The 24,100-nt window shown below is 64.9% G+C and carries 22 protein-coding genes; 8 read left to right on the top strand and 14 right to left on the bottom strand.

Annotation, left to right across the window (positions count from 1 at the left end; all coding sequences use genetic code 11):
• Positions 1-58 precede the first annotated feature (58 nt).
• The 5 genes from glyA to ACTEK7_RS00815 all read right to left on the bottom strand — a co-directional run bounded on the left by glyA (position 59) and on the right by ACTEK7_RS00815 (position 3,857).
• Entirely contained in the window at positions 59-1,357 is a 1,299-nt protein-coding gene (gene glyA / locus ACTEK7_RS00835) for a serine hydroxymethyltransferase (protein WP_036025480.1), read from the bottom strand.
• A 263-nt stretch (positions 1,358-1,620) separates the two neighbouring features.
• Entirely contained in the window at positions 1,621-1,842 is a 222-nt protein-coding gene (locus ACTEK7_RS00830; protein WP_025036694.1) for a hypothetical protein, read from the bottom strand.
• Between the two features lie 37 nt (positions 1,843-1,879).
• Complete coding sequence (locus tag ACTEK7_RS00825; protein ID WP_036010478.1) at positions 1,880-2,116, bottom strand: hypothetical protein; 237 nt, start codon at positions 2,114-2,116, stop codon at positions 1,880-1,882.
• Between the two features lie 202 nt (positions 2,117-2,318).
• Entirely contained in the window at positions 2,319-2,837 is a 519-nt protein-coding gene (ldtR, locus tag ACTEK7_RS00820) for a transcriptional regulator LdtR (RefSeq protein ID WP_036025481.1), read from the bottom strand.
• 516 nt (positions 2,838-3,353) lie between these two features.
• The gene (locus tag ACTEK7_RS00815) at positions 3,354-3,857 is read right to left on the bottom strand and encodes a DUF6163 family protein (protein ID WP_025036697.1); all 504 of its coding nucleotides are present in this window, start codon (positions 3,855-3,857) and stop codon (positions 3,354-3,356) included.
• 138 nt (positions 3,858-3,995) lie between these two features.
• Here ACTEK7_RS00815 and hemB point away from each other — a divergent pair, with 138 nt between their 5' ends.
• From hemB to ACTEK7_RS00800, 3 genes are all read left to right on the top strand, one after another.
• Complete coding sequence (hemB, locus tag ACTEK7_RS00810) at positions 3,996-5,057, top strand: porphobilinogen synthase (RefSeq protein ID WP_036025484.1); 1,062 nt, start codon at positions 3,996-3,998, stop codon at positions 5,055-5,057.
• A gap of 229 nt (positions 5,058-5,286) precedes the next feature.
• The gene (locus ACTEK7_RS00805; RefSeq protein ID WP_036014977.1) at positions 5,287-5,829 is read left to right on the top strand and encodes an RDD family protein; all 543 of its coding nucleotides are present in this window, start codon (positions 5,287-5,289) and stop codon (positions 5,827-5,829) included.
• Between the two features lie 68 nt (positions 5,830-5,897).
• Positions 5,898-6,674: an arginyltransferase gene (locus ACTEK7_RS00800; RefSeq protein ID WP_036014979.1), complete on the top strand. Its 777-nt coding sequence runs from the start codon at positions 5,898-5,900 to the stop codon at positions 6,672-6,674.
• A 56-nt stretch (positions 6,675-6,730) separates the two neighbouring features.
• On the opposite strand, the gene ACTEK7_RS00795 is transcribed toward ACTEK7_RS00800, so the two are convergent.
• Positions 6,731-8,083, bottom strand: a complete 1,353-nt coding sequence (locus tag ACTEK7_RS00795) for an Nramp family divalent metal transporter (protein ID WP_036014980.1) — start codon at positions 8,081-8,083, stop codon at positions 6,731-6,733.
• A 169-nt stretch (positions 8,084-8,252) separates the two neighbouring features.
• Between ACTEK7_RS00795 and ACTEK7_RS00790 the strand changes: the two genes are divergently transcribed.
• Positions 8,253-9,497, top strand: a complete 1,245-nt coding sequence (locus tag ACTEK7_RS00790) for an MFS transporter (RefSeq protein ID WP_036014982.1) — start codon at positions 8,253-8,255, stop codon at positions 9,495-9,497.
• 113 nt (positions 9,498-9,610) lie between these two features.
• Here ACTEK7_RS00790 and ACTEK7_RS00785 read toward each other — a convergent pair whose 3' ends face one another.
• On the bottom strand, positions 9,611-10,870 hold the full coding sequence (locus tag ACTEK7_RS00785; protein ID WP_036014983.1) for an adenylate/guanylate cyclase domain-containing protein: 1,260 nt from the start codon (positions 10,868-10,870) through the stop codon (positions 9,611-9,613).
• Between the two features lie 164 nt (positions 10,871-11,034).
• Between ACTEK7_RS00785 and ACTEK7_RS00780 the strand changes: the two genes are divergently transcribed.
• A complete protein-coding gene (locus tag ACTEK7_RS00780) occupies positions 11,035-12,192 on the top strand; it encodes an MFS transporter (protein ID WP_225147203.1) in 1,158 nt (385 codons plus the stop codon).
• On the opposite strand, the gene ACTEK7_RS00775 is transcribed toward ACTEK7_RS00780, so the two are convergent.
• The 6 genes from ACTEK7_RS00775 to dmeF all read right to left on the bottom strand — a co-directional run bounded on the left by ACTEK7_RS00775 (position 12,134) and on the right by dmeF (position 19,183).
• Entirely contained in the window at positions 12,134-12,388 is a 255-nt protein-coding gene (locus ACTEK7_RS00775; RefSeq protein WP_225175091.1) for a hypothetical protein, read from the bottom strand. The two genes, ACTEK7_RS00780 and ACTEK7_RS00775, sit on opposite strands and share 59 nt — an antisense overlap.
• 2 nt (positions 12,389-12,390) lie before the next feature.
• Positions 12,391-12,621: a hypothetical protein gene (locus ACTEK7_RS00770; protein WP_225147205.1), complete on the bottom strand. Its 231-nt coding sequence runs from the start codon at positions 12,619-12,621 to the stop codon at positions 12,391-12,393.
• Between the two features lie 259 nt (positions 12,622-12,880).
• Positions 12,881-14,881 carry a S8/S53 family peptidase gene (locus tag ACTEK7_RS00765; RefSeq protein ID WP_225147206.1) on the bottom strand — a complete coding sequence of 667 codons (2,001 nt, stop codon included), beginning with the start codon at positions 14,879-14,881 and terminating at the stop codon, positions 12,881-12,883.
• A gap of 36 nt (positions 14,882-14,917) precedes the next feature.
• The gene (locus ACTEK7_RS00760; RefSeq protein WP_202801507.1) at positions 14,918-16,063 is read right to left on the bottom strand and encodes a phosphatase PAP2 family protein; all 1,146 of its coding nucleotides are present in this window, start codon (positions 16,061-16,063) and stop codon (positions 14,918-14,920) included.
• 39 nt (positions 16,064-16,102) lie between these two features.
• Positions 16,103-17,935 (bottom strand): adenylate/guanylate cyclase domain-containing protein, encoded by a 1,833-nt coding sequence (locus ACTEK7_RS00755; RefSeq protein WP_036025493.1) that lies wholly within the window; start codon positions 17,933-17,935, stop codon positions 16,103-16,105.
• A 288-nt stretch (positions 17,936-18,223) separates the two neighbouring features.
• Positions 18,224-19,183, bottom strand: coding sequence for a CDF family Co(II)/Ni(II) efflux transporter DmeF (dmeF, locus tag ACTEK7_RS00750; protein WP_225148425.1), 960 nt, complete (start codon positions 19,181-19,183; stop codon positions 18,224-18,226).
• A gap of 194 nt (positions 19,184-19,377) precedes the next feature.
• On the opposite strand from dmeF, the gene ACTEK7_RS00745 reads away from it, so the two are divergent.
• From ACTEK7_RS00745 to ACTEK7_RS00735, 3 genes are all read left to right on the top strand, one after another.
• Positions 19,378-20,196, top strand: a complete 819-nt coding sequence (locus ACTEK7_RS00745; RefSeq protein WP_057029754.1) for a chromate resistance protein ChrB domain-containing protein — start codon at positions 19,378-19,380, stop codon at positions 20,194-20,196.
• On the top strand, positions 20,196-21,578 hold the full coding sequence (chrA, locus tag ACTEK7_RS00740) for a chromate efflux transporter (RefSeq protein ID WP_225148424.1): 1,383 nt from the start codon (positions 20,196-20,198) through the stop codon (positions 21,576-21,578). Before ACTEK7_RS00745 ends, chrA begins: the two co-directional genes overlap by 1 nt.
• A 90-nt stretch (positions 21,579-21,668) precedes the next feature.
• Complete coding sequence (locus ACTEK7_RS00735) at positions 21,669-21,932, top strand: hypothetical protein (RefSeq protein ID WP_225148423.1); 264 nt, start codon at positions 21,669-21,671, stop codon at positions 21,930-21,932.
• A 620-nt stretch (positions 21,933-22,552) separates the two neighbouring features.
• On the opposite strand, the gene ACTEK7_RS00730 is transcribed toward ACTEK7_RS00735, so the two are convergent.
• Entirely contained in the window at positions 22,553-24,097 is a 1,545-nt protein-coding gene (locus ACTEK7_RS00730) for a GMC family oxidoreductase (protein ID WP_225148422.1), read from the bottom strand.
• Positions 24,098-24,100 lie beyond the last annotated feature (3 nt).

Raw genomic sequence — 24,100 nt, 5'->3', positions numbered from 1 at the left:
TATTTTCGCATGATCTCTTCGGAAAACCGGTACCCACTTTTCCGGATCATGCGGCGCCTTACTGGTAGATCGGGAACCGGTCGGTGAGCGCCTTGACCCGTTCCTTGACCGCAGCCTCCACCAGCGGCGCCTTGCCGTCGGAGGATTGCGCGATCGCATTGAGGACCTCGGCGATCATGCCGCCGACCTGCTGGAATTCGGCCACGCCGAAGCCGCGGCTGGTCGCAGCCGGCGTGCCGAGCCGAATGCCCGAGGTCACAAAGGGCGATTCCGGGTCGAACGGAATGCCGTTCTTGTTGCAGGTGATGGCGGCGCGAACCAGCGCCTTCTCCGAGACGTTGCCCTTCAGGCCCTTCGGCCGGAGATCGACCAGCATCAGATGATTGTCGGTGCCGCCGGAGACGATATCGAGACCATGGCCCTTCAACGTCTCGGCCAAGGCCTTGGCGTTCTCGACGATGTTCTTGGCGTAGACCTTGAAATCCGGACGCAGCGCCTCGCCGAAGGCGACCGCCTTGGCTGCAATCACGTGCATCAAAGGACCGCCCTGCAGACCCGGGAAGATCGCCGAGTTGAGCTTCTTGGTCAGCGTCTCGTCATTCCACAGCATCAGGCCGCCGCGCGGACCACGCAGCGACTTGTGCGTCGTGGTGGTGGTGACGTGCGCATACGGCACCGGGGAAGCATGCACGCCGCCGGCGACGAGCCCAGCGAAATGCGCCATGTCGACCAGCAGGTAAGCGCCGACGCTGTCGGCGATCTCGCGGAAACGCTTGAAGTCCCAGGCGCGCGAATAGGCCGAGCCGCCGGCGATGATCAGCTTCGGCTTGACCTCTTCGGCCTGCTTGGCCACCGCATCCATGTCGATGATCTGGTCCTCGCGGCGCACGGTGTAGTGCGCGGCCTTGAACCACTTGCCGCTCATGTTCACGGGCGAGCCATGGGTGAGATGGCCGCCGGCGGCGAGATCCAGGCCCATGAAGGTATCGCCGGGCTGCAGCAGCGCCAGGAACACCGCCTGGTTCATCTGGCTGCCGGAGTTCGGCTGCACGTTCGCAAAGCTGGCGCCGAACAGCTTCTTGGCACGATCGATCGCAAGGTTCTCGGCGACGTCGACCCACTCACAACCGCCGTAATAGCGCGCGCCCGGATAACCTTCCGCGTATTTGTTGGTCATGACCGAACCCTGCGCTTCCAGCACGGCCCGGCTGACGATGTTCTCGGAGGCGATCAACTCGACCTCGTGGCGCTGCCGACCGAGCTCACCCTTGATGGCGGCAGCGATTTCCGGATCGGCCTGCTCGAGCGAGGCGGTGAAAAACGAATCGGGCGCGGAGGCGGACTTGGGTGCGGTCATCTTGCGAATATCTCCACCGCCGCAGCCTTTTGGCGGGCTACGGGCGGGTCTGGTGTGGCGGTCGGAAGCACGCGCGATCTACCACATCGGCCGACCGCGGCCAAGCATTTGCGGGTCGGGCCTGATATTTATGCAAGATATGGTGGGATTGGAGGTTTTCAGCCCGGGAGCGGTCTTGCGAGATCCGCTCCCCGTCAATATCCGGGTGGGGCCGCTTTGGGCCTTATTTCTTGCCAGCTGCCGCCGGGGCAGCCGGCGTCGTTTTACAGCCCGGTATACCCCGCCTTCACGGGGTCGACGCTGCCGTCGAGCTGGCGCAGATAGGTCAGGCCGCAGACCGTCAACCTATGGGTGTCGGTCTCGCCGGCTTCCATCAGGATGTTGAGGTAGTTCGTGACCTTTTCACGCGCCTCGGCGCTGGCCGCCGCGGTGCGGTTGGCGAGCAGGTCGTAGGTCTGCATGATGCGGTCGATGGCAGCTTCCATGGCATCCTCTGGTTGGTCGGGATCTTGGGGGTTTTGATCAGGCAACCGCTCTGGCCTCGGTCTGCGCCTGGAACCGGGCGATCGCCCTGTTGGCCAGCCTGATCTTGTTGAATTCGCCCTGCTGGAGCAGCTTGACGATCAGGTGAAGCAGGCGGTCGTCGGTGACGAGAGTGTCCGGGATTGCGCCGGAGCGGCGAAGGTAGTTCGCGGCGATGGCGTAGGCCTCGCTGACGAGTTCCACGTTCATCACCCGAAGCCCGCGCTCGACCAGCATCGCCGTTTCTCCGATCCGAAGAAGATAAGCGCCGAGCCCGGAACTGGTTCCTGGCTGCCGGGGGGATTTTTTCGCAGGTGCAAAAAAATATCAACGCACCGGTCCGGGGCAACTCCGGACCAGCGCGCTTGGGGAAGTCAGGCACGTTCGGGAGGGCTGCCGGTCTTGTTGCGGGCCGGCTTCGCCCAGATCCCTTTAGAACTCAGAGGCGATAGAGGATCTGGTCGGTCCAGAACCGCTCCAGGCGGTGCAGCGACTTGTTGAGGTTCGCAAACTCGTCGCCGGAGATGCCGCCGACCTGCTCCACCGTCTTGACGTGCTTCTGGTAGAGCGCATCGACGATGCGGCGGACTTCCTGGCCCTGCGGGGTCAGGCGGATGCGCACCGAGCGGCGATCGACGCGCGAGCGCTGATGATCGAGGAAGCCGAGCTCGACGAGCTTCTTCAGATTGTAGGAGACGTTGGAGCCGAGATAGTAACCGCGCGTGCGCAATTCGCCCGCGGTCAGCTCCTTGTCGCCGATGTTGTAGAGCAAGAGCGCCTGGACCGAGTTGATGTCCGCGCGGCCGCGGCGATCGAATTCGTCCTTGATCACGTCGAGGAGCCGGCGATGCAGCCGCTCCACCAGAGTCAAAGCTTCCAGATAGAGCGACTGCACCGAACCCTGCTGGCCGGAGACGCGCTCTGCGGTATCTGCCGCAGTTGCGACGGCTTTCATCATGACACTTCCCCTGTTGTCGTTTTTATCGACACTTATTCGACGAAACTTGTGTCCCGTCTGATAGGTGCAACTTAAGAGGGGCGTTTGAAGATCGGCTTAAATAAGAGAATAAAGAGATCATGAATTTAAGACAGTGAATTGCGCATTAAGCCTGTGCCACAAGTACTTTTTGAAAGCCTCTGTTGACCTTCGCAAGGTCCTGTTCACCCTCCGTCCGCCGCTGTTGTCGCATTCCAGAACAGCCCCGCCCCGTTTCGAAACGCACGCGTAAGAGCTGTGGCGGAACCGGCTGGTCAATGAAAACTTACCGCGAATTTTAGGCAACCAGCGGTCAACCAAACGCAACATTCTCCTGTCCCGGACAAGCGCAGCAAGCGGCGCGCCGACCCGGGATCCCAGAAGCCAAAAGCGAGATATCGGAAAGATGGGCCCCGGCTCTGCAACGCATCACGCCGCAAACTTCGGCGTGCTGCATTGCGTCCGGGGCACGAGAGCGTGAGCGTGAATCTCTGCGCGCTACGGCGGCCGCTCGCGCGCGGCCATCCAGGCGAGCGCAAGATAAGCGGCCAGCATGAAGACCTCGACGCCGACCACGACGAGGCTGCCGCCGTAGATTCCCGGGAACATCAGCTCGATCACGGCCATCGACACCACGGTCGTCAGCCACACCACCGCGCCCCAGGGCGTCGCCAGCCAGAGGCCGACGGCGGCGACGAGCTCGATCACCGCGAAGTAGACCGTCGCGGCCTGCCAGGCCATCGACTGGTTCTCGAACGCCTCGTCCTCGCCGCCGACGAAGCCCGTGACCTGCGCCCAGTGATAGAGGCCTTTCAGGATCGAGAGCAGCGCCATCACCCGCAGGAACAGCACCAGCCGTCGGGTCCAGACATTGTCGTCGGACTCCGAGCGCTCCGAGGAGATCGCCGCCACTGAGAGCGCGCTCTCTCGGGCAGTGTCACGGGCAGCGTCCCTGGCATTGGCGCCGCCTTGGGCCGCATCGCGGGTGGAGATCTCGGACATGGCCCCTTCTGGCTGCTTCGGCCCGCAAAATCAATCGGCTGCCCAAGTCAGGTTCAGATCTGCCTTGCGGCAGGTCAAGCCGCGGTGACGGGAACCATGCGAGCTGGTATAAGAATAATTCCAGCCGGAGGAAGAGTGATGGCGATCAAATACGGACGTCCGATCGAATTGCGCGACGTTTCGCGCCGGGACAGCACGGCAGTGCCGCATGCCCTCGATCTGACCGTCCGTCCGCGCCGCAACCGCAAGGCCGAGTGGGCCCGGCGCATGGTGCGCGAGAACGTCCTCACCACCGACGACCTGATCTGGCCGCTGTTCCTGATCGACGGCACCAACAAGCGCGAGCAGGTCGCCTCGATGCCCGGCGTCGACCGCCTCAGCGTCGACCAGGCCGTGCGCGAGGCCGAGCGCGCGATGAAGCTGACCATCCCCTGCATCGCGCTGTTTCCCTACACCGATCCGTCCCTGCGCGACGAGGAAGGCTCGGAAGCCACCAACCCGAACAACCTGGTCTGCCAGGCCGTGCGCGCGATCAAGAAGGAGTTTCCGGAGATCGGTATCCTCTGCGACGTCGCGCTCGATCCCTTCACCAGCCACGGCCATGACGGCCTGATCTCCGACGGCAAGATCCTGAATGACGAGACGGTCGCCGTGCTGGTGCGTCAGGCCTTGGTGCAGGCCGAAGCCGGCTGCGACATCATCGCGCCCTCCGACATGATGGACGGCCGCGTCGCCGCGATCCGCGAGGGGCTGGACCGCGCCGGCCTGCTCGACGTGCAGATCATGGCCTATGCCGCGAAATACGCCTCCGCCTTCTATGGCCCGTTCCGCGACGCCATCGGCTCGGCCAAGACGCTCACCGGCGACAAGCGCACCTATCAGATGGATAGCGCCAACACCGATGAAGCGCTGCGCGAGGTCGAGCTCGACATCGCCGAGGGCGCCGACATGGTGATGGTGAAGCCCGGCATGCCCTATCTCGACGTGGTCCGCCGCGTGAAGGACACGTTTGCGATGCCGACCTTCGCCTATCAGGTCTCCGGCGAATACGCGATGATCGCCGCAGCCGCGAACAACGGCTGGCTCGACGGCGACCGTGCCATGATGGAAAGCCTGCTCGCCTTCAAACGCGCCGGCGCCGACGGTGTGCTGAGCTATTTTGCGCCGAAGGCGGCGGAGAAGCTGCGGGGCCAGACGTAAGCTGTCGTAGGGTGGGCCAAGCGAAGCGGGCCCACCGATTCATCCATCGTGTAAGTCGGCGGGCAATGGTGGGCACGGCGCAAGCGCGCCTTTGCCCACCCTACAGGACCGCCCGATCACCGCCCCCGAATCGCCGGAATATTTCGGCTTGCTGCCGCCCGCGCGCCCTTGGCACGGGCATGGCCTGTTCCCATGTCCTGCGAGGGGAGCTTCGCTGGGAGAACGGACCATGTCGTACAACTCGGGCAATTCAGGCGGCTGGCGCAATGACGGCGCCATGCAACCGCATGCCTACGACCCTGACCTGCATCCGGAACTGTTCCGGGGCGTCGCGACGCGGCGGGTGTTCGCCTTCCTGATCGACATGGTCGTGATCTCGGTGCCGGTGATCCTCGGCTACATCTTCATCGCCTTGTTCGGCGTGGTCACCCTCGGCATCGGCTGGGCGCTGTTCTGGATCGCCTGGCCGGCCTCCGTGATCTGGGCTATCGTCTATTACGGCGCCAGCATCGGCGGTGCGTCCTCCGCCACGGTCGGCATGCGCCTGATGGACCTGGAGCTGCGCACCTGGTACGGCGCGCCCGGCTACTTCGTGCTCGGCGCCACCCATGCCGTGCTGTTCTGGGTGACGGTCTCGTTCCTATCGCCGTTCGTGGTGCTGGTCGGCCTGTTCAACGGCCGCCGTCGCCTGCTGCACGATTTCGTGCTGGGAACGGTCGTGATCAACAATTCGGTTCGCATACCCACTCCGCAGGCGGCGCGGACGTGGTGAGCTAATCGATTGACCGGGGGCTTTTGGAGCGCGATGCTGATGCCTGTTTCGGAGGCCCACGACGTCCCTTGACCCAGCACTCGCGCGACACCCCCCAGTTTTACCTCACGGCGCCCTCACCCTGCCCGTATTTGCCGGGCCGACATGAGCGCAAGGTGTTCACGCATCTGGTCGGGGACCGCGCCGGTGACCTCAACGACCTGCTCACCCATGGCGGTTTCCGCCGCAGCCAGTCGATCGCCTACCGTCCCGCCTGCGACCAGTGCCGGGCCTGCGTCTCGGTCCGGGTCATCGCCAACGAGTTCCGCCCCTCGCGCAACTTCCGCAAGGTGATGGCCCGCAACGCCGACATCATCGGCGAGCAGCGCAGCGCGGTGCCGACCTCCGAGCAATATTCGGTGTTCCGCGCCTATCTCGACGCCCGCCACCGCCACGGCGGGATGGCCGACATGACCGTGCTCGACTACGCCATGATGGTCGAGGACAGCCACGTCGAGACCCGCATCATCGAATACCGCAAGCGCGGCCCCGACAGCGGCATCACCGGCCGCGGCGAGGAGCTGATCGCAGTGGCGCTCACCGACGTTCTCAGCGACGGCCTGTCGATGGTCTATTCGTTCTTCGAGCCTGGCCAGGTCAGCCGCTCGATGGGCACCTTCATGATCCTCGACCATATCGCCCGTGCGCGACGGCAAGGGCTGCCTTACGTCTATCTCGGCTACTGGATCGAAGGCTCCAAGAAGATGGACTACAAGGCCCGCTTCCTGCCGCAGCAGCGCCTCGCCCCCTCAGGCTGGCTGCGCATCGACGCGCAGGGCGACACGGCGTCCGAGCCGCAGGATTAGTGAATGGCGAGTAGCGAATAGGAGAACGCCCCCACTCGCTACTCGCCATTCGCCACTCACCCAAAGAACGTATCTGCCAGCAACTTCAGATTCAAAATCACGATGATGCCCGCGACGATCCAGGCGACCGCGGCAACCGACATCGGGATCGCGAACTTGCCCATCTTGCGCCGATCCGAGACGAAGCGCACCAGCGGGATCACCGCGAAAGGCAGCTGCATCGACAGCACGACCTGGCTGAACACAAGCAAATCCGCGGTGCCGCGCTCACCGTAGATCGCGGTGACGATGATCACGGGAATGATGGCGATGCCGCGGGTCAAGAGGCGGCGCGCCCAGCTCGGCAGGCGCAGGTCGAGAAAGCCCTCCATCACGATCTGGCCAGCGAGCGTCGCGGTGACCGTCGAATTGAGGCCCGAGGCGAGCAGCGCCACCGCGAACAGCGTCGAGGCGATGCCGAGGCCGAGCAGCGGCGACAGCAGTTCGAACGCCTGCTCAATCCCGGCCACGTCGGAGTGGCCGCTCTTGTGGAAGGTCGCAGCAGCGACGACGAGGATCGCGGCGTTGATGAACAGCGCCAGCATCAGCGCGATGGTCGAGTCCGTCGTCGCCCATTTGATCGCTTCGCGCCGGCCGGTGTCGTTGCGTTCATAAGCGCGCGTCTGCACGATCGAGGAGTGCAGGTAGAGATTGTGCGGCATCACGGTGGCGCCGATGATGCCGATCGCGATGTAGAGCATGTCGGAATTGGTGAAGATCTCGCTCTTGGGCACGAAGCCCCGCAAGACCTCTGCCACCGGCGGAGCCGCCGCCGCGATCTGCACCGCGAAGCAAACGGCGATCACCACCAGCAGCGCGATGACGAAAGCCTCCAGGAAGCGGAAGCCCCGGTTCATCAGCAGCAGCAGCAGGAAGGCGTCGAGGGCTGCAATCAATGCGCCGCCAATCAGGGGAATGCCGAACAGCAGCTTCAGCGCGATCGCCGTGCCGATCACCTCGGCGAGATCGCAGGCAATGATGGCCGCCTCGCAGGCGAGCCAGAGCAGGAAGTTCACCACCCGGGGATAGGAGGCGCGGCAGGCCTGCGCGAGATCCCGGTCGGTGACGATGCCGAGCCGAGCCGCCAGCGACTGGAGCAGGATCGCCATCAAGTTCGAGATCAGGATGACGGAGAGCAGCGTGTAGCCGAACTTCGACCCGCCGGCGAGATCGGTCGCCCAATTGCCGGGGTCCATATAGCCGACCGAGACGAGGTAGCCCGGCCCGACGAAGGCCAGCAGCCGGCGCCACCAGCGGCCCGCGGCGGGAATGGCAACGGTGGAATTAACCTCAGCGAGGCTTTTGGTGGTGGGCGCATCAGCGCGCCAGCCGGCGAGGTCGGGAGTTATGTGGGGTGATCGGGCATCCATATCGGCAGAATACCCAAGTTCATTCTTATTGCAACTCATTTGCAACTGCATCTAGCGGCGGGCATTCCCGCCGCCGATCGCGGAAATCGCTTCTTGTCGGGAAGCGGGTGGGTTTGGTGGTCATCGGGGGCCAACATTGGCGCAAATTCGCCTCTACGGGATATGCGCCATGTCAACGCCGCCTCGCCTTCCTGACACTTTCAACCGCCTCGCCTGGTCCAATCTCGCAGCGCAGTCGGCCGAGCAGATCGCGCTCGCGGCAGCGCCCATCGTCGCCGTGCTGACGCTGGGGGTGGCCGAAGGCCAGACCGGCCTGCTGCAGACCGCGCTCACCCTGCCCTTCGTCCTGTTCGCCATCCCCGCCGGCGTGTTTGCAGACCGAATTTCCCGCCGCAGGCTGATGGCGAGCGCCGAGGCACTGCGGGCGGTGGCGCTCGCGGCCGTCGTGCTGCTGCTCACGCTGGGAGCCCTCAACCTGCCGCTGCTGGCCCTGCTCGGCTTCGCCGCCGTGTGCGGCACCGTCGTTTACAGCGTGGCAGCACCGGCGCTGGTGCCCTCGCTGGTGAGCTCCAACTTGTTGCCGGCGGCGAATGCGCGCATCGAGCTGGCGCGCACCATCGCCTTCGCCAGCGGGCCTGCACTCGGCGGTGCGCTGGTTGGGTGGTGGGGCGCGAGCCCGGCGTTCGGCTTTGCCGCGGCGCTCTCGGCCATCGCGGTCGTGCTGCTCTCCGGCATCTACGAGCCCGCACGTGCGCCGGCGCCCCGGCGGCATCCGCTGCAAGAGATCCGCGAGGGCGCGGCCTTCGTGTTTCACCATCCGCTGCTGCGGCCGGTCTTCATCACCCAGTTCATCTTCAACACCGGCTGGTTCCTGCAGATCGCGGTGTTCGTGCCCTACGCCGTGCGCCATCTCGGTCTGAGCGCCGCCGGTGTCGGCACGGTGCTGACGATGTACGGCGTCGGCATGGTGATCGGCGCGCTCCTCGCCACGCGCGTGATGAAGCGCATCGCCTTTGGCACCGTGGTGGGGCTCGGCCCCGTCACCGGCTTTGTCGCCGCCTTGGTGATGGCGCTGACGGTGCTGGTCCCCTCGCCCTGGCTCGCGGGCTTGAGCTTCTTCCTGCTCGGCGTCGGCCCGATCCTATGGGTGATCTCGACCACGACGCTGCGCCAGTCCGTGACGCCGCCGCGCCTGCTCGGCCGCGTCTCCGCCATCAACATCATGAGCTACGGCGCCCGCCCGCTCGGTTCAGTGCTGGGCGCGCTCGTCGGCGGCCTCTGGAGCGCGGAGGCATGCCTCTATCTCGCCGCGGCGTTATTCGGCGTGCAGGCGCTGGTGATCCTGCTGTCACCGGCAGTGGGACTGGACCGGCAGCCAGACATGGTGGGAGATGAGGTGGCGGCGCGGTGCTGACCACAAGTGCATTGCGAGGAGCGTAGCGACGACGCAATCCAAGGTCCCTCCGTTGAGGGACCCTCGATTGCTTCGCTGCGCTCGCAATGACGGCGTCTGTGACGCCGCGGAGACTAACCCGCCAGATAGCGCTCGTAGCTGCCCCTGACCGGCTCGCTCGCGTCGACTTCCGGATCGAGCGTGTAGAGATCCTGCGCGCGGCCGATGCCGCGCAGCGCGTAGCGGCCGGTGGAGACGAGATAGCGGCGGCCGGCAGCATCTAGGCCCTTGTAGAATTCGGACGAGGCCAAGAGCTCGCGATCCACCGAGCGGCTCATCGAGGCGATGCGGCTGACCTCGTTGACGGTCGGGCCGACCACGGTGAAATCAAGCCGGTCCTCGCTGCCGATATTGCCGTAGAAGACCTCGCCGACATGCAGGCCGATATAGGCTGACGTGGTCGGACGGCCCTCCGCCGCCCGCCGTTCGTTCAGCGCAGCGACATTCTTGCGGAACAGGTGCTCGGCGCGGAGCGCGGCCCGCCGCGCATCCGCCATGTCCTCGCCCCAGAACATCGCGAGCACGCCGTCGCCGATCAGCTTCAGTACGTCGCCGCCGGCTTCGTGGATCGGATCGATCACGGCCTGCGCATAGTCGTTGAGGAACGGGATGATCTCGTCGGGACCGATGCTCTCGCTGATGCCGGTCGAGCCGCGCAGGTCCGAATACCAAAGCACGGCATTGATGCGCTCGGTGACGCCGCGCGAGATGCGCCCGCGCAGCACCTGCTCGGAGGCGTCGCGGCCGAGATAGACCCGGCCGAGCGTGCGCGCGATGTCGACCTGCTGCGCCGACTTGATCGCGAGCCCCAACACCGGAACCAGATCGCGCAGCGCTTCCAGCTCCAGTCCGGAGAACCCGCTCGCGCGGCGGGTGGTCCAGCAGGAATAGAGGCAATCCATCAGGCCGAGCGCCCCGTTCTCGCCGAAGCGGTGGACGAAGGCGAGATAGTGCTTGTGGCCCTTCTCGGCGAGCTCGCCGATCTGCGAGAAATCCATCGACGGCGCATCGGCGAGATCGATCACCATCTCGTCGTGGCCATTCTCGAGCATGTGGAAGAACACCGAGCGGCGCCAGCTCTTGGCGGCGTCGCCGTCGGCGGTCGAGCCGTATTCGAAGGCATCGCTCTCGTTGCTGGGACGATCGCTCCAGCGGAAGCCGCGGCCTTCATAGATCGGATGCAGCGTGTCGATGACGACGAGGCCACGCGACAGTTCCAGCCCCTCGGCGCAGCAACGCTCGCAGAAGCCGCGGAGCAGTTCAATTTCAGGCAGGCCCGTGAGCCCCTGGCCGGTCAGCCAGTTCATCAGCGTAAGGCGCGAGGTCAATTGCATGCGCCATTATGGCGTGCATTCGTGACGAGCGGAAGGCGGGTATCTGCATACAACCCAAAGGCTCCCCGCCGGCAGCAGGTCGAATATGCCGCAGACGCGGTTGACGCGCTCTCGCCGCGAGCTGCAAATGCGCCGATGACACGGCCGATCAAAAATACGGGGACATGACCCGGCACCAGCTCCCGATCATCCTGGCGCTCGGCACCACGCAGACCCTCGCCTGGGCCTCCAGCTATTATCTGCCGGCGCTGCTCGCCGACCCAATGGGACGCGAGCTCGGTGTCTCCTCCAACTGGATCTTCGGTGCGTTTTCGGCCGCGCTGGTGATCTCCGCAATGCTGGGCCCGCGCATTGGACGGCAGATCGATCTCGTCGGCGGCCGTCAGGTGCTGTCGGCGTCCAACCTGACCATTGCCGCCGGCCTCGTGCTGCTTGGCATCTCGCAGTCGGTGATGGTGATGGCGATCGCCTGGCTGGCGCTCGGCATCGGCATGGCAATGGGGCTCTACGATGCCGCCTTCGCCGCTTTGGGGCGCATCTACGGCACCGAGGCGCGCAGGCCGATCACCGGCATCACGCTGATGGCGGGCTTCGCCTCCACCGTCGGCTGGCCGCTCACCGCCTGGGGCCTGTCGCATATCGGCTGGCGCGAAACCTGTTTTGCCTGGGCCGCCGCCAATATCCTGATCGGCCTGCCGCTCAATTTCTTCATGCTGCCGGTCATCAAGGGCGCCAAGCAGGCGGCAGCCGCGGCCGCGAAGCCGCATGTGCCGCTCGACCGCACCATGATGTTGCTGGCCTTCATCTTCGCGGCGGTCTGGACTGTCACCGGCGCGATGGCCGCGCATTTCCCGCGCATCCTGGAAACGATGGGGGCAACGCCAGCCGAGGCGATCGCGGCCGGCGCATTGATCGGGCCGGCGCAAGTTGGTGCCCGCATGCTGGAGGCCGGCTTCCTCAGCCGCTTCCATCCGCTGTGGTCGACGCGGCTCGCCAGCCTCACCCACCCGCTCGGCGCCGTGATCGTTGCGATTTTCGGTGGCGCTGCGGCGAGCGCGTTCGCGTTGTTCCACGGCTCCGGCAACGGCATTCTGACGATCGCCCGCGGCACCCTGCCGCTGTCGATCTTCGGCCCGAAGGATTTCGGCTATCGCCTCGGCATCATCGGCGCGCCGGCACGGATGGCGCAGGCGGTGGCGCCGCTCGCCTTTGGCCTGCTCATCGACCTCATGGGCGCCAAGGTGCTGATCGTCTCATCCGCGCTCAGCCTCTCGGCGCTGGCCGCGCTGTTCCTGATCCGCGCCGGCCGGCGGCCGGATTGACCAGCACGCCGGCAATCCATTGCGCCGCCGTGAAGTGCTCGAGCGCTGCAAAGCTGCCTTTCGCCAACCCCGCCAGCACCAGTACGACGGCGCCCGCGCCCATGCCGACGGTGAGAAAACCGAGCGCGCTCGAGCGCTGCATCAGCGGTCGCGACAGCACGTTGTAGAACGCCATGCAGAACACCACACCGGTCATGATCACTCGCCGCGCCATGCGCCCGGTGGGCTTTGCGCGAGGCCAGCCGCCAGCGCCGCCGACACGCCGAGCAGAAACGCGCAAGGCAACAGGCAGAGAAAGCCGATCCCCCAACGCAGGGCCGCGAGCAGGACGGGATCGGCGCCGCCGACGAGGTAGCGGGTGACGGCCGCGGCAGTCCCGCCGAAGCTGCTCGAGACAAGCGCGATCGTAACTCCGCCCCACTCGCCCACGACCTTCTCCTGTCACGGAGCTTTCGCGGGCCCTAGCATGATGCTGTTGCCACCCTTGTGGCAGCGGCCTCAGGGAAAGGTCAGTCGGTAAAACTCCGGCGCCATCCTCTGGCTGTCGCGCTGGGCGGTTGTCGTGGTTGATCCAGAGCTGCGCCTTCTCCTTGGCGAGCGTGTCTGCGATCTTCTGCATCGAGGCCGGCGGCGGCCGGAAGCTTGCCCCGACCGGATGCCCTTCCAGCTGGCGCGCTCTTCGCCCACATCACGGCGGATAGAGATCGCCATCACCTCGCTTCTCGTCCGGAGGGCTGGCTGGAGCATCGTGCACCGTCAACGGTCGCCGATCCGCAACCAATCGCGCCAGCTGCGGCGCGGCGGCACTGGTACCGATGAGCCGAAACACCACGCCGCTTCGATTGCCCCCGGCACGTACACCCTGCAGAGCATCTGACTCGTCGCAGAACAGCGCATAGTCGGGACCAACTCGCCGTGGGAGCGGCCCGGTTCGTGCGGGGCCCGCCGACGAATAAGGCGACTTGCGTTTCGGCGCCGACAGAATGTAGCCGCCGGCCACGTGCACACCCGCGACGCTGTCCGTACCGATCCCGTTGAGGGTGCCCAGGCGAGAAACAAGCGAGCCGGTCCTGTCAAATTCCCCACCGGCATACGTGCAGCCGGCCTCGGCCGCGCGGCCCGCCTCCCATCCGGCGTCGATGAAGTACGAACGCTTCGCACCCGTGCGCATGTTCATGTTCGGATCGGTACGTGCCACATAGGCATGAACCTCGCTCCCCAACTCGATGCCCTCCACCTTGATCTTCCAATTCCCATGCTCGGGCACCATGCCGGCTCCCGCGATGGTGGGCTCGACCGCAATCAGCCACACCCTGTTGTCACCCCAGTCAACGGGGCCATACGCACCGGTATAGGGCGGAAGCGCCGGTGCAGCGGGCGGCGGGGGTGGGGGACCGGGAGGCGCTGGACCGGCAGTCGACGAGGAGCTACGACCGCCGGGCGAGGTGAGCGTAACAATGACATTGTCCGTGCAGTTCTTCTTCATCCAGACTTCGGCAAAGCAGAGCACGGTATTGTCGGGGGGAAGGCGCCACGTCCATTCGACATGGTCGGGCTCTGCCATGCTTTGCCTGACGAAATGGATGTGCCCATCGCTCAGATAGTTGTTGCCGGCAGGCAGGAAGACGTCGAGCTTTGGACTTACGGAAACGCCGTCATAGTGGGTGACAAGCTCCCTCAGCTTGCCCTCGAGCTCCGACGTGCCGTTGTGAGGTCCGGTTGTCGGCCCGTAGCTGACATTGATCACCACGTTCGTTGTGCCAGAATTGACAAATGACATGATGTAATCGACTGCATCGGCGACGTAACCTTTCAGCCAGACGCCGGTCGCGTCACGAAGGCAGCTCTCGGGAAACTGCACGAACACGATATCTGCTTCGCAAGCGGGATCGGTCAGGGGATCTCCGGGCTGCCAACTTGGCGGATCGCGGCGCGCGATGCGTGCCGAGAGCGGAATGCGTCCGGCGAGGACATCCATTACATGTGCGCCATGCGAGGCCTGATGCTTGAGGGTCTTGAAACCTCCACGCGCGTAGCAGCCATCCTCGTCGATCGTGTTTGCCCTCTTGTGCAACTGGATCCAGTCGTTGAGTCCAACCACGCCGGATATGGAGTCTCGAAGGAACTCGAGGCCGTAATTGAAATCGAACGGCTTCTCGCCAAAGACGTCGGCACCTACCGGGATCGGGACTCGGCCTGCGTGCTCGTTCTGATCCCAGACGCCGCGCACGCGTGTCCCGGTTGCGACACCCGCGATCCTTTTGACAAACTGAGCGGCCGCGAACGGACAGCCATCGTCGATCACGCCGATGAGGAGAGGTGTCGGTGGTTGTTCGCTCGCGGACCTGTTGCGCTGCGCACCCTTTTGTATGGCCGTCGGCTTCAACGGGAGGGACAGCTCGACCCGGGATACGTTGTCGTCCCACGCCCGGAAACTGTCCTTCTCGACAGCCCTTATGTAAGCCCGCATGGTCAGATATCGCGAGTTCGGGCTGGTCAGCCCGAATTCGGCGCCGAAGTCACTAGGACTCATGGCTCTCACAAAATTATCGGCCAGCCCGGCGTGCTTAAGCTCCACGAACAGGAATAGCTTGGACTCCTGCTCGTCGAAAAAATCGAAGTTCTTAAATTCGCTCGCGATTGCGTACCGGAGGTACGGGTCGAAGCATCTCGGCAATTCCTCGGCCATGGAATGCTCTCCACTTCGGTTGCAGGGACGTGTTTCCTACGGAAATCTTGTCGAAACTTCGTAGTAGGCCTTGTCCCATAGTTCCTTCATCAGGAGGGACTGCGTAACAGTCCCTCCTGTGGTTTCCGAATAGAACTTGTTGGCATTGAGCGCCTGGTCAGCGTGGAAGGGATTGAAATCCGTGCGAGAGTTACTGTCGGCGTGGCTGGCGTTGAATTTGCGGCTCTTGGTTGCCGTGCTCCCGAGACAACGGCCGACGAAGTACTCGCCCAAGGCGATACCCAGCATCCGCCCTGCCATGCTGTCGACTGGAAAATGGACTCCGGCCACGACCCGATTGGTTGCGATTCGTGCGGCCTGCCGGTCGAGCTGCTCGACGATCTCCGGGAATCCGGATGTCGTCTTGTGCAGGCTCAATAGCCGTTTCAGCACGTAGGCTACCGCGTAAGCCTGCGTCGCATGTCCGCTCGGGAAACTTCCGTGTCCCGGCGTCGTGATCATCGGCTGAACCTGGGCGTTGTATTCCACGGGACGCGAGCACCCCAGCGCATGCTTGAAGCGCATTTCCACGTAAACGCAGAATTGCAGGACCATGTTGATGAGCTCGAATGTCCGCCTGGTCCTCTCGGGATGCAGGTAGACGATCGAGGACCAGAAGGCATACTGGGGATCGATCTGCGCTATGATTTCTGTGGCGCGTTCGTTGCGCAGCTCGGCCCAGCTCACGACCATCTCAATCTGGTCTTGAAACGTCGATTGGACCGGACGCCCTAACTCCGCAATCACGTATGCGGGCGAGCGAACCAGGAATGCGTTCGGATCGGCGCCCGACACCTGAAGGGTGATGCCCTGCAGCATCTCCCCGACCGCTGTGTAGGCGCGCACCCACGGCTCCCAGCGATCCAATTGGGCTGGGTCTTCGATCGCCGGCAAGGCCGGCGCGTAGTAGTAAAAATACGGAGAGGTCGGTCGCTCCGGAACAACGATTGTCCCTTCGCGAGCGTGGATGAGTGCATCCACCATGATGGGATTGGCCCAGACGTCGCCGAGCGTGCCAATTATCGCCCCACCGGCCCCTCCAGCGCCGCCCGCTCCGCCTGCACCTCCTGCCCCCCCTGCGCCGCCGGCTCCGCCAGCACCACCTGCACCGCCTGCTCCTCCCGCCCCGCCTAGTTGAGCCATTGCCTGCCTCCTTATGAAAACAAGTCGGTATGAGGTTAGTCAGCCTGTCGTCGGTAGTCCTGCCACTTCGAGGCAGCGAGCCCAGTGCCTGCCTGTTTCGAGATGCGCATTGGGGAGGCGCCCGATGTATCGATCTAGGGTCAAATGCGGCTCGAGCTCGCACATCTTGCCCAAGGCTTCGCGGGCCTCCGCGACCCGTCCCTGCGAAACGAGTGCGATAGCGAGGACCCGCCACGTAGACGGATGCATGCGATTGAGAATGAGAGATGAGCGCGCGAGCTCTTCCGCCTCGTCGTATCGATGCGCCGATAGAAGCGCCGTGGCGCCCAGGGACTCGAAATAATACCGCTGCGGATCGAGCGGGGAGAGTTTCAGAGCGCGCCGCGTTGCGTCCACGGCTGCCTCGCCGTCGCCTTTGAAGGCGTCGACGGTGCCCCGGTAGAGCCAGCCCAACGCGTGGCTGGGGTTGGCATCGACGGCCTGCTCGCACCGCTTTCGGGCAGCGTCCAGATCCTTCAACATGTGACAATAGACGAAGCCTTCGGTCGCAAGCGCAAGCGCGTCGGACGGGTCACGGTCGAGCGCCGCGCGAGTGGCGCTCAAGGCCTCGGCGGCCTCGCGTTTGCGGTCCTCGGACCAGCCGCGCGTCATGCGCAGGATGTACCAGTTGGCGAGCCAGGCGCGCGGGGCAGCTATTCGGCCGTGGCGATTGATCAGTTCCTCCAGCACCGTCCGGGTCTGGAGAAACTCCTCCCTGCTCGACCGGTGCATCAGGCGGATGCTGCCAAGCAGCAGCGAGTAGCTTTCTAGCGTCGGTAACGGCTGGGTCAGGATATGCTCGACCTCGGCATCGAAGACCGACAGATGCACTGCAGCGGCGATGCGGTGAGCCAGTTCGCTCTCCGGCTGCAGCAGATCGCCGATATTGCCGCTCAGGCGGTCGGTCCAGACGACTTGATTGGTTCGCGCCGCGGACAGCTCCGCCGTCACCAGAATCCGGTCCGCATCGACCACATAGCTGCCGCTGAGAATGTAGGTGGCACCGAGATGCGCCGATACTTCCGCCACATCGCTGACCCTGCCGCGAAATATGTTGGTCGACAGACGCGAGATCACCTTGAGGTTCGCCGATCTGGAGAGGCACCAGATCACGCTGTCCGCGATCAGGTTACCAACGTCGAGATGCTCCTCCGCGTCCTTGCGCGCGTCGAAGGGGATGACGGCGATCGTCGGCTCCATGGGAGTTCCATAGTCTCGCCGAGCTGCGAGGCTTGGGTGTGGACTGGCCGGACCAACGCGGTAGGCGCGAACCGGCTTGTCAAAGTGCTTGAGGATACAGTCGCCCAAATCTTCGCACAGCGCATCCACTCCGTGCGTCAGCTCGTCGCGCGCCGCAGCGCTGCCAATCGTCTCCCCCGGACTGGCCAGGCTGGCAAGAGCTGTCGCCAGTTGCTCATGCGCGGCCTCGCTGGCGATGGTTTCACCGGGACCGGCAAGAGTTGCGAGCCGGGCTGCGAGGTTGATGCCGGTGCCATAGATGTCAGTGCCGTCACTCCAGGCGGTGGAGGAGTTGATCCCCGCACGAAGCTGGAAGTGTTGATCTTCAGGCCGCCCGGTGTTCTGAACGGCGATACTCCGGTGCATTTCGGCGGCGGCATTGACGGCATCACGCACGGATTCGAAGCGGGCCATGAGCCCGTCTCCGAGGCTCTTCACGAGGCCGCCGCGATAACGCGGCAGAATTTGGCCGGTGGCAAGTTGGACGAAGTCGGTCCATCGACGCACCGCGGACGCCTCATGCTCCCGCATCAGACGCACGGACTCGACGAGGTCGACCAAGAGGACCACGGTGTCCTGCTGCACGAGGCCCATTGCTCGTCTCTCCGAAGCCCGGCCTCCGCTGACCGGGCTCTCAGGTGAATGGCCCTTAAGGCCGGTACTGCTTCACTACCTTGATGTTGACCGGACCTTGCCCGGCAGTTGCGAACTCAGCGCACGCACGTCCTCATCGAGCGCACGTCAATCCATACTGCGCAGCTGGCCGCTCGGTTATGAACCAGATCACGATTTGCGAAACGCCCGGGTGGGTCGCAATCGCGACAACTCAAAATGAAAACGCAAACTTCTTCTCGTCATGCGCGAAGTCACGTTCACTCACCGCTAATGCGGGCAGGTCTCGACCTCGACCGTGACGTGGCTGAGGCCCTTCAGCCCGGCGAGCCGCCGCTTGTAGACGGCCGGCTGCTTCGGCTTGTCCGACACCACCGAGAGCAGCACGGCACAATGGCCGGGGCCGACCTGCCAGAGATGCAGGTCGGTGACGCGATCCTCACCGATCTCCATGCGGGCGCGGATCACCCGCTCCAGCTTCTCGTCGGCGCGCACGTCGAGCAGCACCGCACCCGATGATTTGATCAGGCCGAATGCCCAGCTCGCGATCACGGCGCTGCCGATCAGACCCACCGCCGGGTCGGCCCAGACCCAGCCGGAATACATGGCAAGGCCGAGCGCTGCGATCGCCAGCACCGAGGTTGCGGCATCGGTCATGACATGGACATAGGCCGCGCGGAGGTTGTTGTCGTGCTGATGCTGGTGACGATCGTGCTCGTGGTCATGCTCAGCGTGGTCATCATGCGGATGGCCATGGCCGTGGTGATGATCGTGGCTGTCGCGCAGCAGCCACACGCTGGCGAGATTGACGCCCAAGCCGAGAGCAGCCACGGCCATTGCCTCGCCGTAGACGATCGGCACCGGATTGATCAAGCGCAGCACGCTCTCATAGGCGATCTCGACCGCGATCAGGCCGAGGATGATCGCGCTGGCGAAGGCGGCAAGATCGCCGAACTTGCCGGTGCCGAAGGTGAAATGCGCATTCCCCAGATGCCGCCGCGCGAAGCGATAGGCGAAGGCGGCAATGCCGAGCGCCGCCGCATGGGTGCCCATGTGCCAGCCGTCGGCGAGCAGCGCCATCGAACCGAACAGCGAGCCGGCGACGATCTCGCCGACCATCATGACCAGCGTCAGCACGACCACGAACCAGGTGCGGCGCTCGTTGTCGTCGTGCTTCTCGCCCAGGAAGGCGTGGTCATGGGTCCATTGTTCGATGGAATGGGAATGCATCGAATTCTCCCGAAGATTCAGCTCTGTTGGCCTCCAATATAGACGGCAGGCACCAATTTTCTAAGGACCAATCGTCCCGCGGATTGACAGTGCTTCTTAGTTTCGCTGTAATCTGCGCCATGGGGATTTGAGCGATCTCCCCACGAGGCGACAGGCCCAAGCATCGCGTCCCGTTTGGTTCTCGAGGACGCATCATGTCTACATTCACGACCATCTCATCCGACAAAATGGCACGGCTGATCGGCACGGCGAATGCGCCGGTTCTGATCGATGTGCGCACCGAGCAGGATTTCGCCGCCGACCGGCGGCTGATTCCCGGCTCCATCAAGCTCGGCCACGACAACGTGGCGGACTGGGGCGGCGCCTTCGCCGGCCGCCGCGCCGTAGTCTCCTGCCTCCGCGGCGAGAAGCTCGCGCAAGGCACCGCGGCCTGGTTACGCCAGCTCGGCGCGCAGGCCGAAACGCTGGAGGGCGGCTTCGAGGGCTGGAAGGCGGCCAAGCTGCCGCTGGTCGACGCCCGCAAGCTGCCGCCGCGCGATGCCAAGGGTCGCACCGTCTGGGTGACGCGGGCGCGGCCGAAGGTCGACCGCATCGCCTGCCCGTGGCTGATCCGCCGCTTCGTCGATCCGGGCGCAGTGTTCCTCTATGTCGCGCCGTCCGAGGTGGTCGCCGTCGGCGAGCGGTTCGGCGCAGCGCCCTTCGACATCGAGAACGTGTTCTGGAGCCACCGCGGCGAGCTCTGCACCTTCGACGTGATGATCGAGGAGTTCGGCATCGCGACTCCGCCCCTGCTGCGCCTCGCGACGCTGGTGCGCGGCGCCGACACCGCGCGACCCGACCTCGCGCCGGAGGCGCCCGGCCTGCTCGCGGCCTCGCTCGGGCTGTCGCGCATGTATGACGACGACCTCGAGCAGCTCGAGGCCGGCATGCTGCTCTATGATGCCTTCTACCGCTGGTGCCGCGACGCCACCACCGAGACTCACAACTGGCCGACCAACAAGGTGAAGGCGTAATGGACGTTCGCGCCGATCAAGCGGGAGCTGGTGCCGGTCACGGCATCAGCTTCAACGAAGCTTTCCGCGTCTGGCTCCGTGTCGCCTGCCTGAGCTTTGGCGGGCCCGCGGGCCAGATCGCGGTGATGCACCGCATCCTGGTCGAGGAGAAGAAGTGGATCTCCGAAGGCCGTTTCCTGCACGCACTGAACTATTGCATGCTGCTGCCGGGACCTGAGGCGCAGCAGCTCGCGACCTATGTCGGCTGGCTGATGCATCGCACCGCCGGCGGGCTGATGGCGGGCGGGCTGTTCATCCTGCCCGGCATCATCGCCATCATGGGCCTCAGCTACATCTATGCCGCCTTCGGCAATGTCAGCTTCGTCGAGGCGCTGTTCTTCGGGCTCAAGGCGGCCGTGCTCGCCGTCGTCGTCGAGGCGGTAGTGCGCGTCGGCAAGCGCGCGCTGAAGAACCGCATCATGATCGCGCTCGCAGGCATCGCCTTCGTCGCGATCTTCTTCTTCGCGGTCCCCTTCCCGATCATCATCATCGCCGCCGGCCTCATCGGTTATGCCGGCGCCCGAAGCGGCCGTCCGGAATTCGCGCCGGCCGGTCACGGCCATGGCGGCGGCGCCGCGATCGACAGCATGCTCGGCGAGGCCGTGCCCGATCACGTCCGGCCGAACACGGCGCGCGCGATCCGCGTCGGTGCATTGTGGCTGGCGCTTTGGCTGGTGCCGGTGATCGCACTGCTGATGGCCCTGGGTCAGGCCAATGTGTTCAGCCAGATCGCGCTGTTCTTCTCGAAGATGGCGCTGGTTACGTTCGGCGGCGCCTATGCGGTGCTGGCCTATGTCGCCCAGCAGGCGGTCGAGCATTATCATTGGCTCAAGCCGCATGAGATGCTCGACGGTCTCGGCATGGCCGAGACCACGCCGGGCCCGCTGATCATGGTGTTGCAATTCGTGGGCTTCATGGCGGCCTATCGCGACCCTAGCGGCCTGTCGCCGATGCTCGCGGCCACGCTCGGCGGCCTGCTCGCGACCTGGGTTACCTTCATGCCCTGCTTCCTCTGGATTTTCGTCGGCGCGCCCTACATCGAGCGCCTGCGCGGCAACGCGGGCCTCGCCGGCGCGCTCAGCGCGATCACCGCCGCCGTGGTCGGCGTGATCCTCAACCTGTCGATTTGGTTCGCGCTGCACATCCTGTTCCGCGAGACCGTGCCGGTGCATGCGTTTCCGCTGAACTTCGACATGCCGGTGCTGAGGAGCGTCGACGTGCCGGCGCTGGTGCTGGCGATCGCGGCGGCCACCGCGATCTTCCGGTTCAAGCTCGGCATGCTGACGGTGCTGGCGGGCAGCTGCGCGGCGGGCGTGGCGTTGCGGATGGCCGGGATGATCTGATGCCAGGGACGTGACTAATCGTGAGTCCAGGATGAGTTGGAACGCCGCGGCCGAACGCCACCTAGGCAGGGGGCGTTTGGAGAAACAGCGATGCGTTTCCTTCTGGTTTTCAGTTTTCTGATCACCTTGGTCGGCGTTGCCGACGCCGCACAGGCGCGTCATCCACACCGGCGGCACGCGATTGTCCATTCCGGTCAGGGTATGGTCCCGTCCGGTCCAGCTTCGGGCTTCGCCTACGCGCCGCCGCCGGAAACCTCAGCTCATCCTGGCGCCACTGAACCTTATTTCGGCGCTTCTCAAGGTTATGCGCCCGGCGAAAAGGAGCGGTTTCTCCGCAGCTTGTTCAGTCCATAGACCCGTTCCACCTTGGGCCGGCTCGCTGATGCCGCGGGAAAGCTGCTGAGTCGAACCCTGCAGCCTTCCCTTATTCACGTCGTAAGCGCCGGCGTTTGTTAGCGTCGGGTTGGATCGTTTGTGCCGCCCGGGCGGATGGTCTGAGGACCGCCCTGGCCGGAACCCGCGCCACTGCCGCCGCCGGAGCCTACGCTGGATCCCGTCGAACTGCCGGTACCTGCATCGCCCGCTCCTGTTCCACCCGCCGCGCCGCTCGTTCCGCCGCTGGTTCCTCCGGCCCCGGCGCTAGCGCCCGCACCCGCGCCGCCCGCTCCACCTGCGCCTGCCCCGCCTCCGGCACCTCCGCCCGCCTGCGCATGGGCGAACCCGATCGACGCGCCAGCAAGCAACGCACACATGGCCACTGAGAAGATTGTCTTTCGCATTGTTCAAACTCCGATTGACGATGACATGCCAATCGAAGCCGCGCGCAAACGTTCCTGATGATATTCGTCGGAGGCTTTCAACATTGGTAGGAACGATGTCGCGCAACGTTGAATTGAATCTGGGTCCCGCCACTCGCCCATCTTCCGCGACGCGCGCATGACTCAACACAATGCGCCTTGAATCCCGGCTGCCGGCTACCGCATCATCATCCGCGAGATCGCTTCCCCGATCACCACCGTCGTGAAATGCGTGTTGGCGCGGCAATCGGACGGCATGATCGAGGCGTCGGCTACACGCAGGCCGCCGATCCCTTTCACGGTGCCGTCGGGGTTGACCACGCCATCCGGGTCGTCCAAGCCGCTCATACGGCAGCTGCCGGCGGCATGCTGGATGTCGCCCGTCTCGCGGCGCAGCACCGCTTCGAGCTCGTGATCGGGCAGGCTGGCGGCCTGCGGCAGCGTCAGATCCGTGTCAGCGAGCCTGATCCAGTCGGCGATGCCTGACAGCGCCGGCTGCGATGTGATGACCGCGAGGCGTTTCACCGCATCGATCATGCGTAGCATGTCGCGCGGATCGGCCAGCATGTTCTCCTCGACGACCGGATCGATTGCAGGATCGGTCGAGGCCAGCTTGAGCGTCCCGCGCGAATAGGCGTTGAACAGCCCCGCGCCGATCGCTCCGGGGTTCCCGATGCCGCGATGATTGAAGGCGATCAGGATCATGTCGCGCTTGCCGCCATTGGCGAGGCCGGAGGAATAGGTCACGCAGCAATTGGTGTGGCGCGTATCCGGATCGGTGGGACGAAGCTCGTCCCGGAGCTGGATCGTGGCGCGAAACAGCGGATGGTCGAAGAAATGGCGGCCGACCGGCAGATCGCGCGTGACAGCAATCCCCATTGCCTTCAACTCCTCGGCCGGCCCGATGCCCGAGCGCAGCAGGATCGCCGGACTGTGGATGGCGCCGGCGCACAGCACGATCTGGCGGGCGCTGATCTCCTGGGTGCCCTGCCCCTCGACATGAACGCGGACACCGGTCGCCCGTCCGTCGCTGATCAGCACGCGATCGACCAGCGCATGCCCGCGGATCTCCAGGTTGGCGCGCCCGCGTGCGGGCTCGAGATAGCCCTCATTGGTGGTGATGCGGCGCAAGTCGCGGCTGTTGATGGGGTAGCACGCAACGCCCTCGCCGTCCGGACCATTGACGTCGGCGCACCAGGGATAGCCGCTCGCAAGTGCCGCATCGCGCAAGCCGCGGTCGATCGGACCCCACTTTTGCAAAGGCGCGCGGTAGACCGGCAGTGGCCCGCCGCGGCCGTGGCCCTCGACATCGCCGAAGTCCAGATCGTCCTCGATCACCGAAAACAGCGGCATCACCTCTTTCGCCGACCAGCCGGTGCAGCCATTGGCCGCCCATTCGTCGAACGCATCGGCAACGCCGCGGATCGCGATCTGGCCGTTCATCATCGACGAGCCGCCGAGCCCCTTGCCGCGCCAGTAGAAGCGCGGCTCCTGCCCAGCGACGCGGCGCGTCAGAAGATCGGGCCATTGCCATTTCTCCTGGTACTCGCGCTTGTGGATGATCGGGATCGGATTCGTCGTCCGCACCTCCCAGGGCGCCTCGTCGGCGCGCCAGTCGAGCCCCGCCTCGAGCAGCAGGACGCGCCGTGCGGGATCATCGGAGAGCCTTGCGGCCACGGCGGCGCCGGCGGAGCCGCCGCCGACAACAATGACATCGTACATCGC

This window comes from Bradyrhizobium sp. JHI2711 (genome assembly GCF_056156565.1).
Note: the sequence above shows the minus strand (reverse complement) of the source record. Positions and strands in the feature narration are given on the sequence as shown.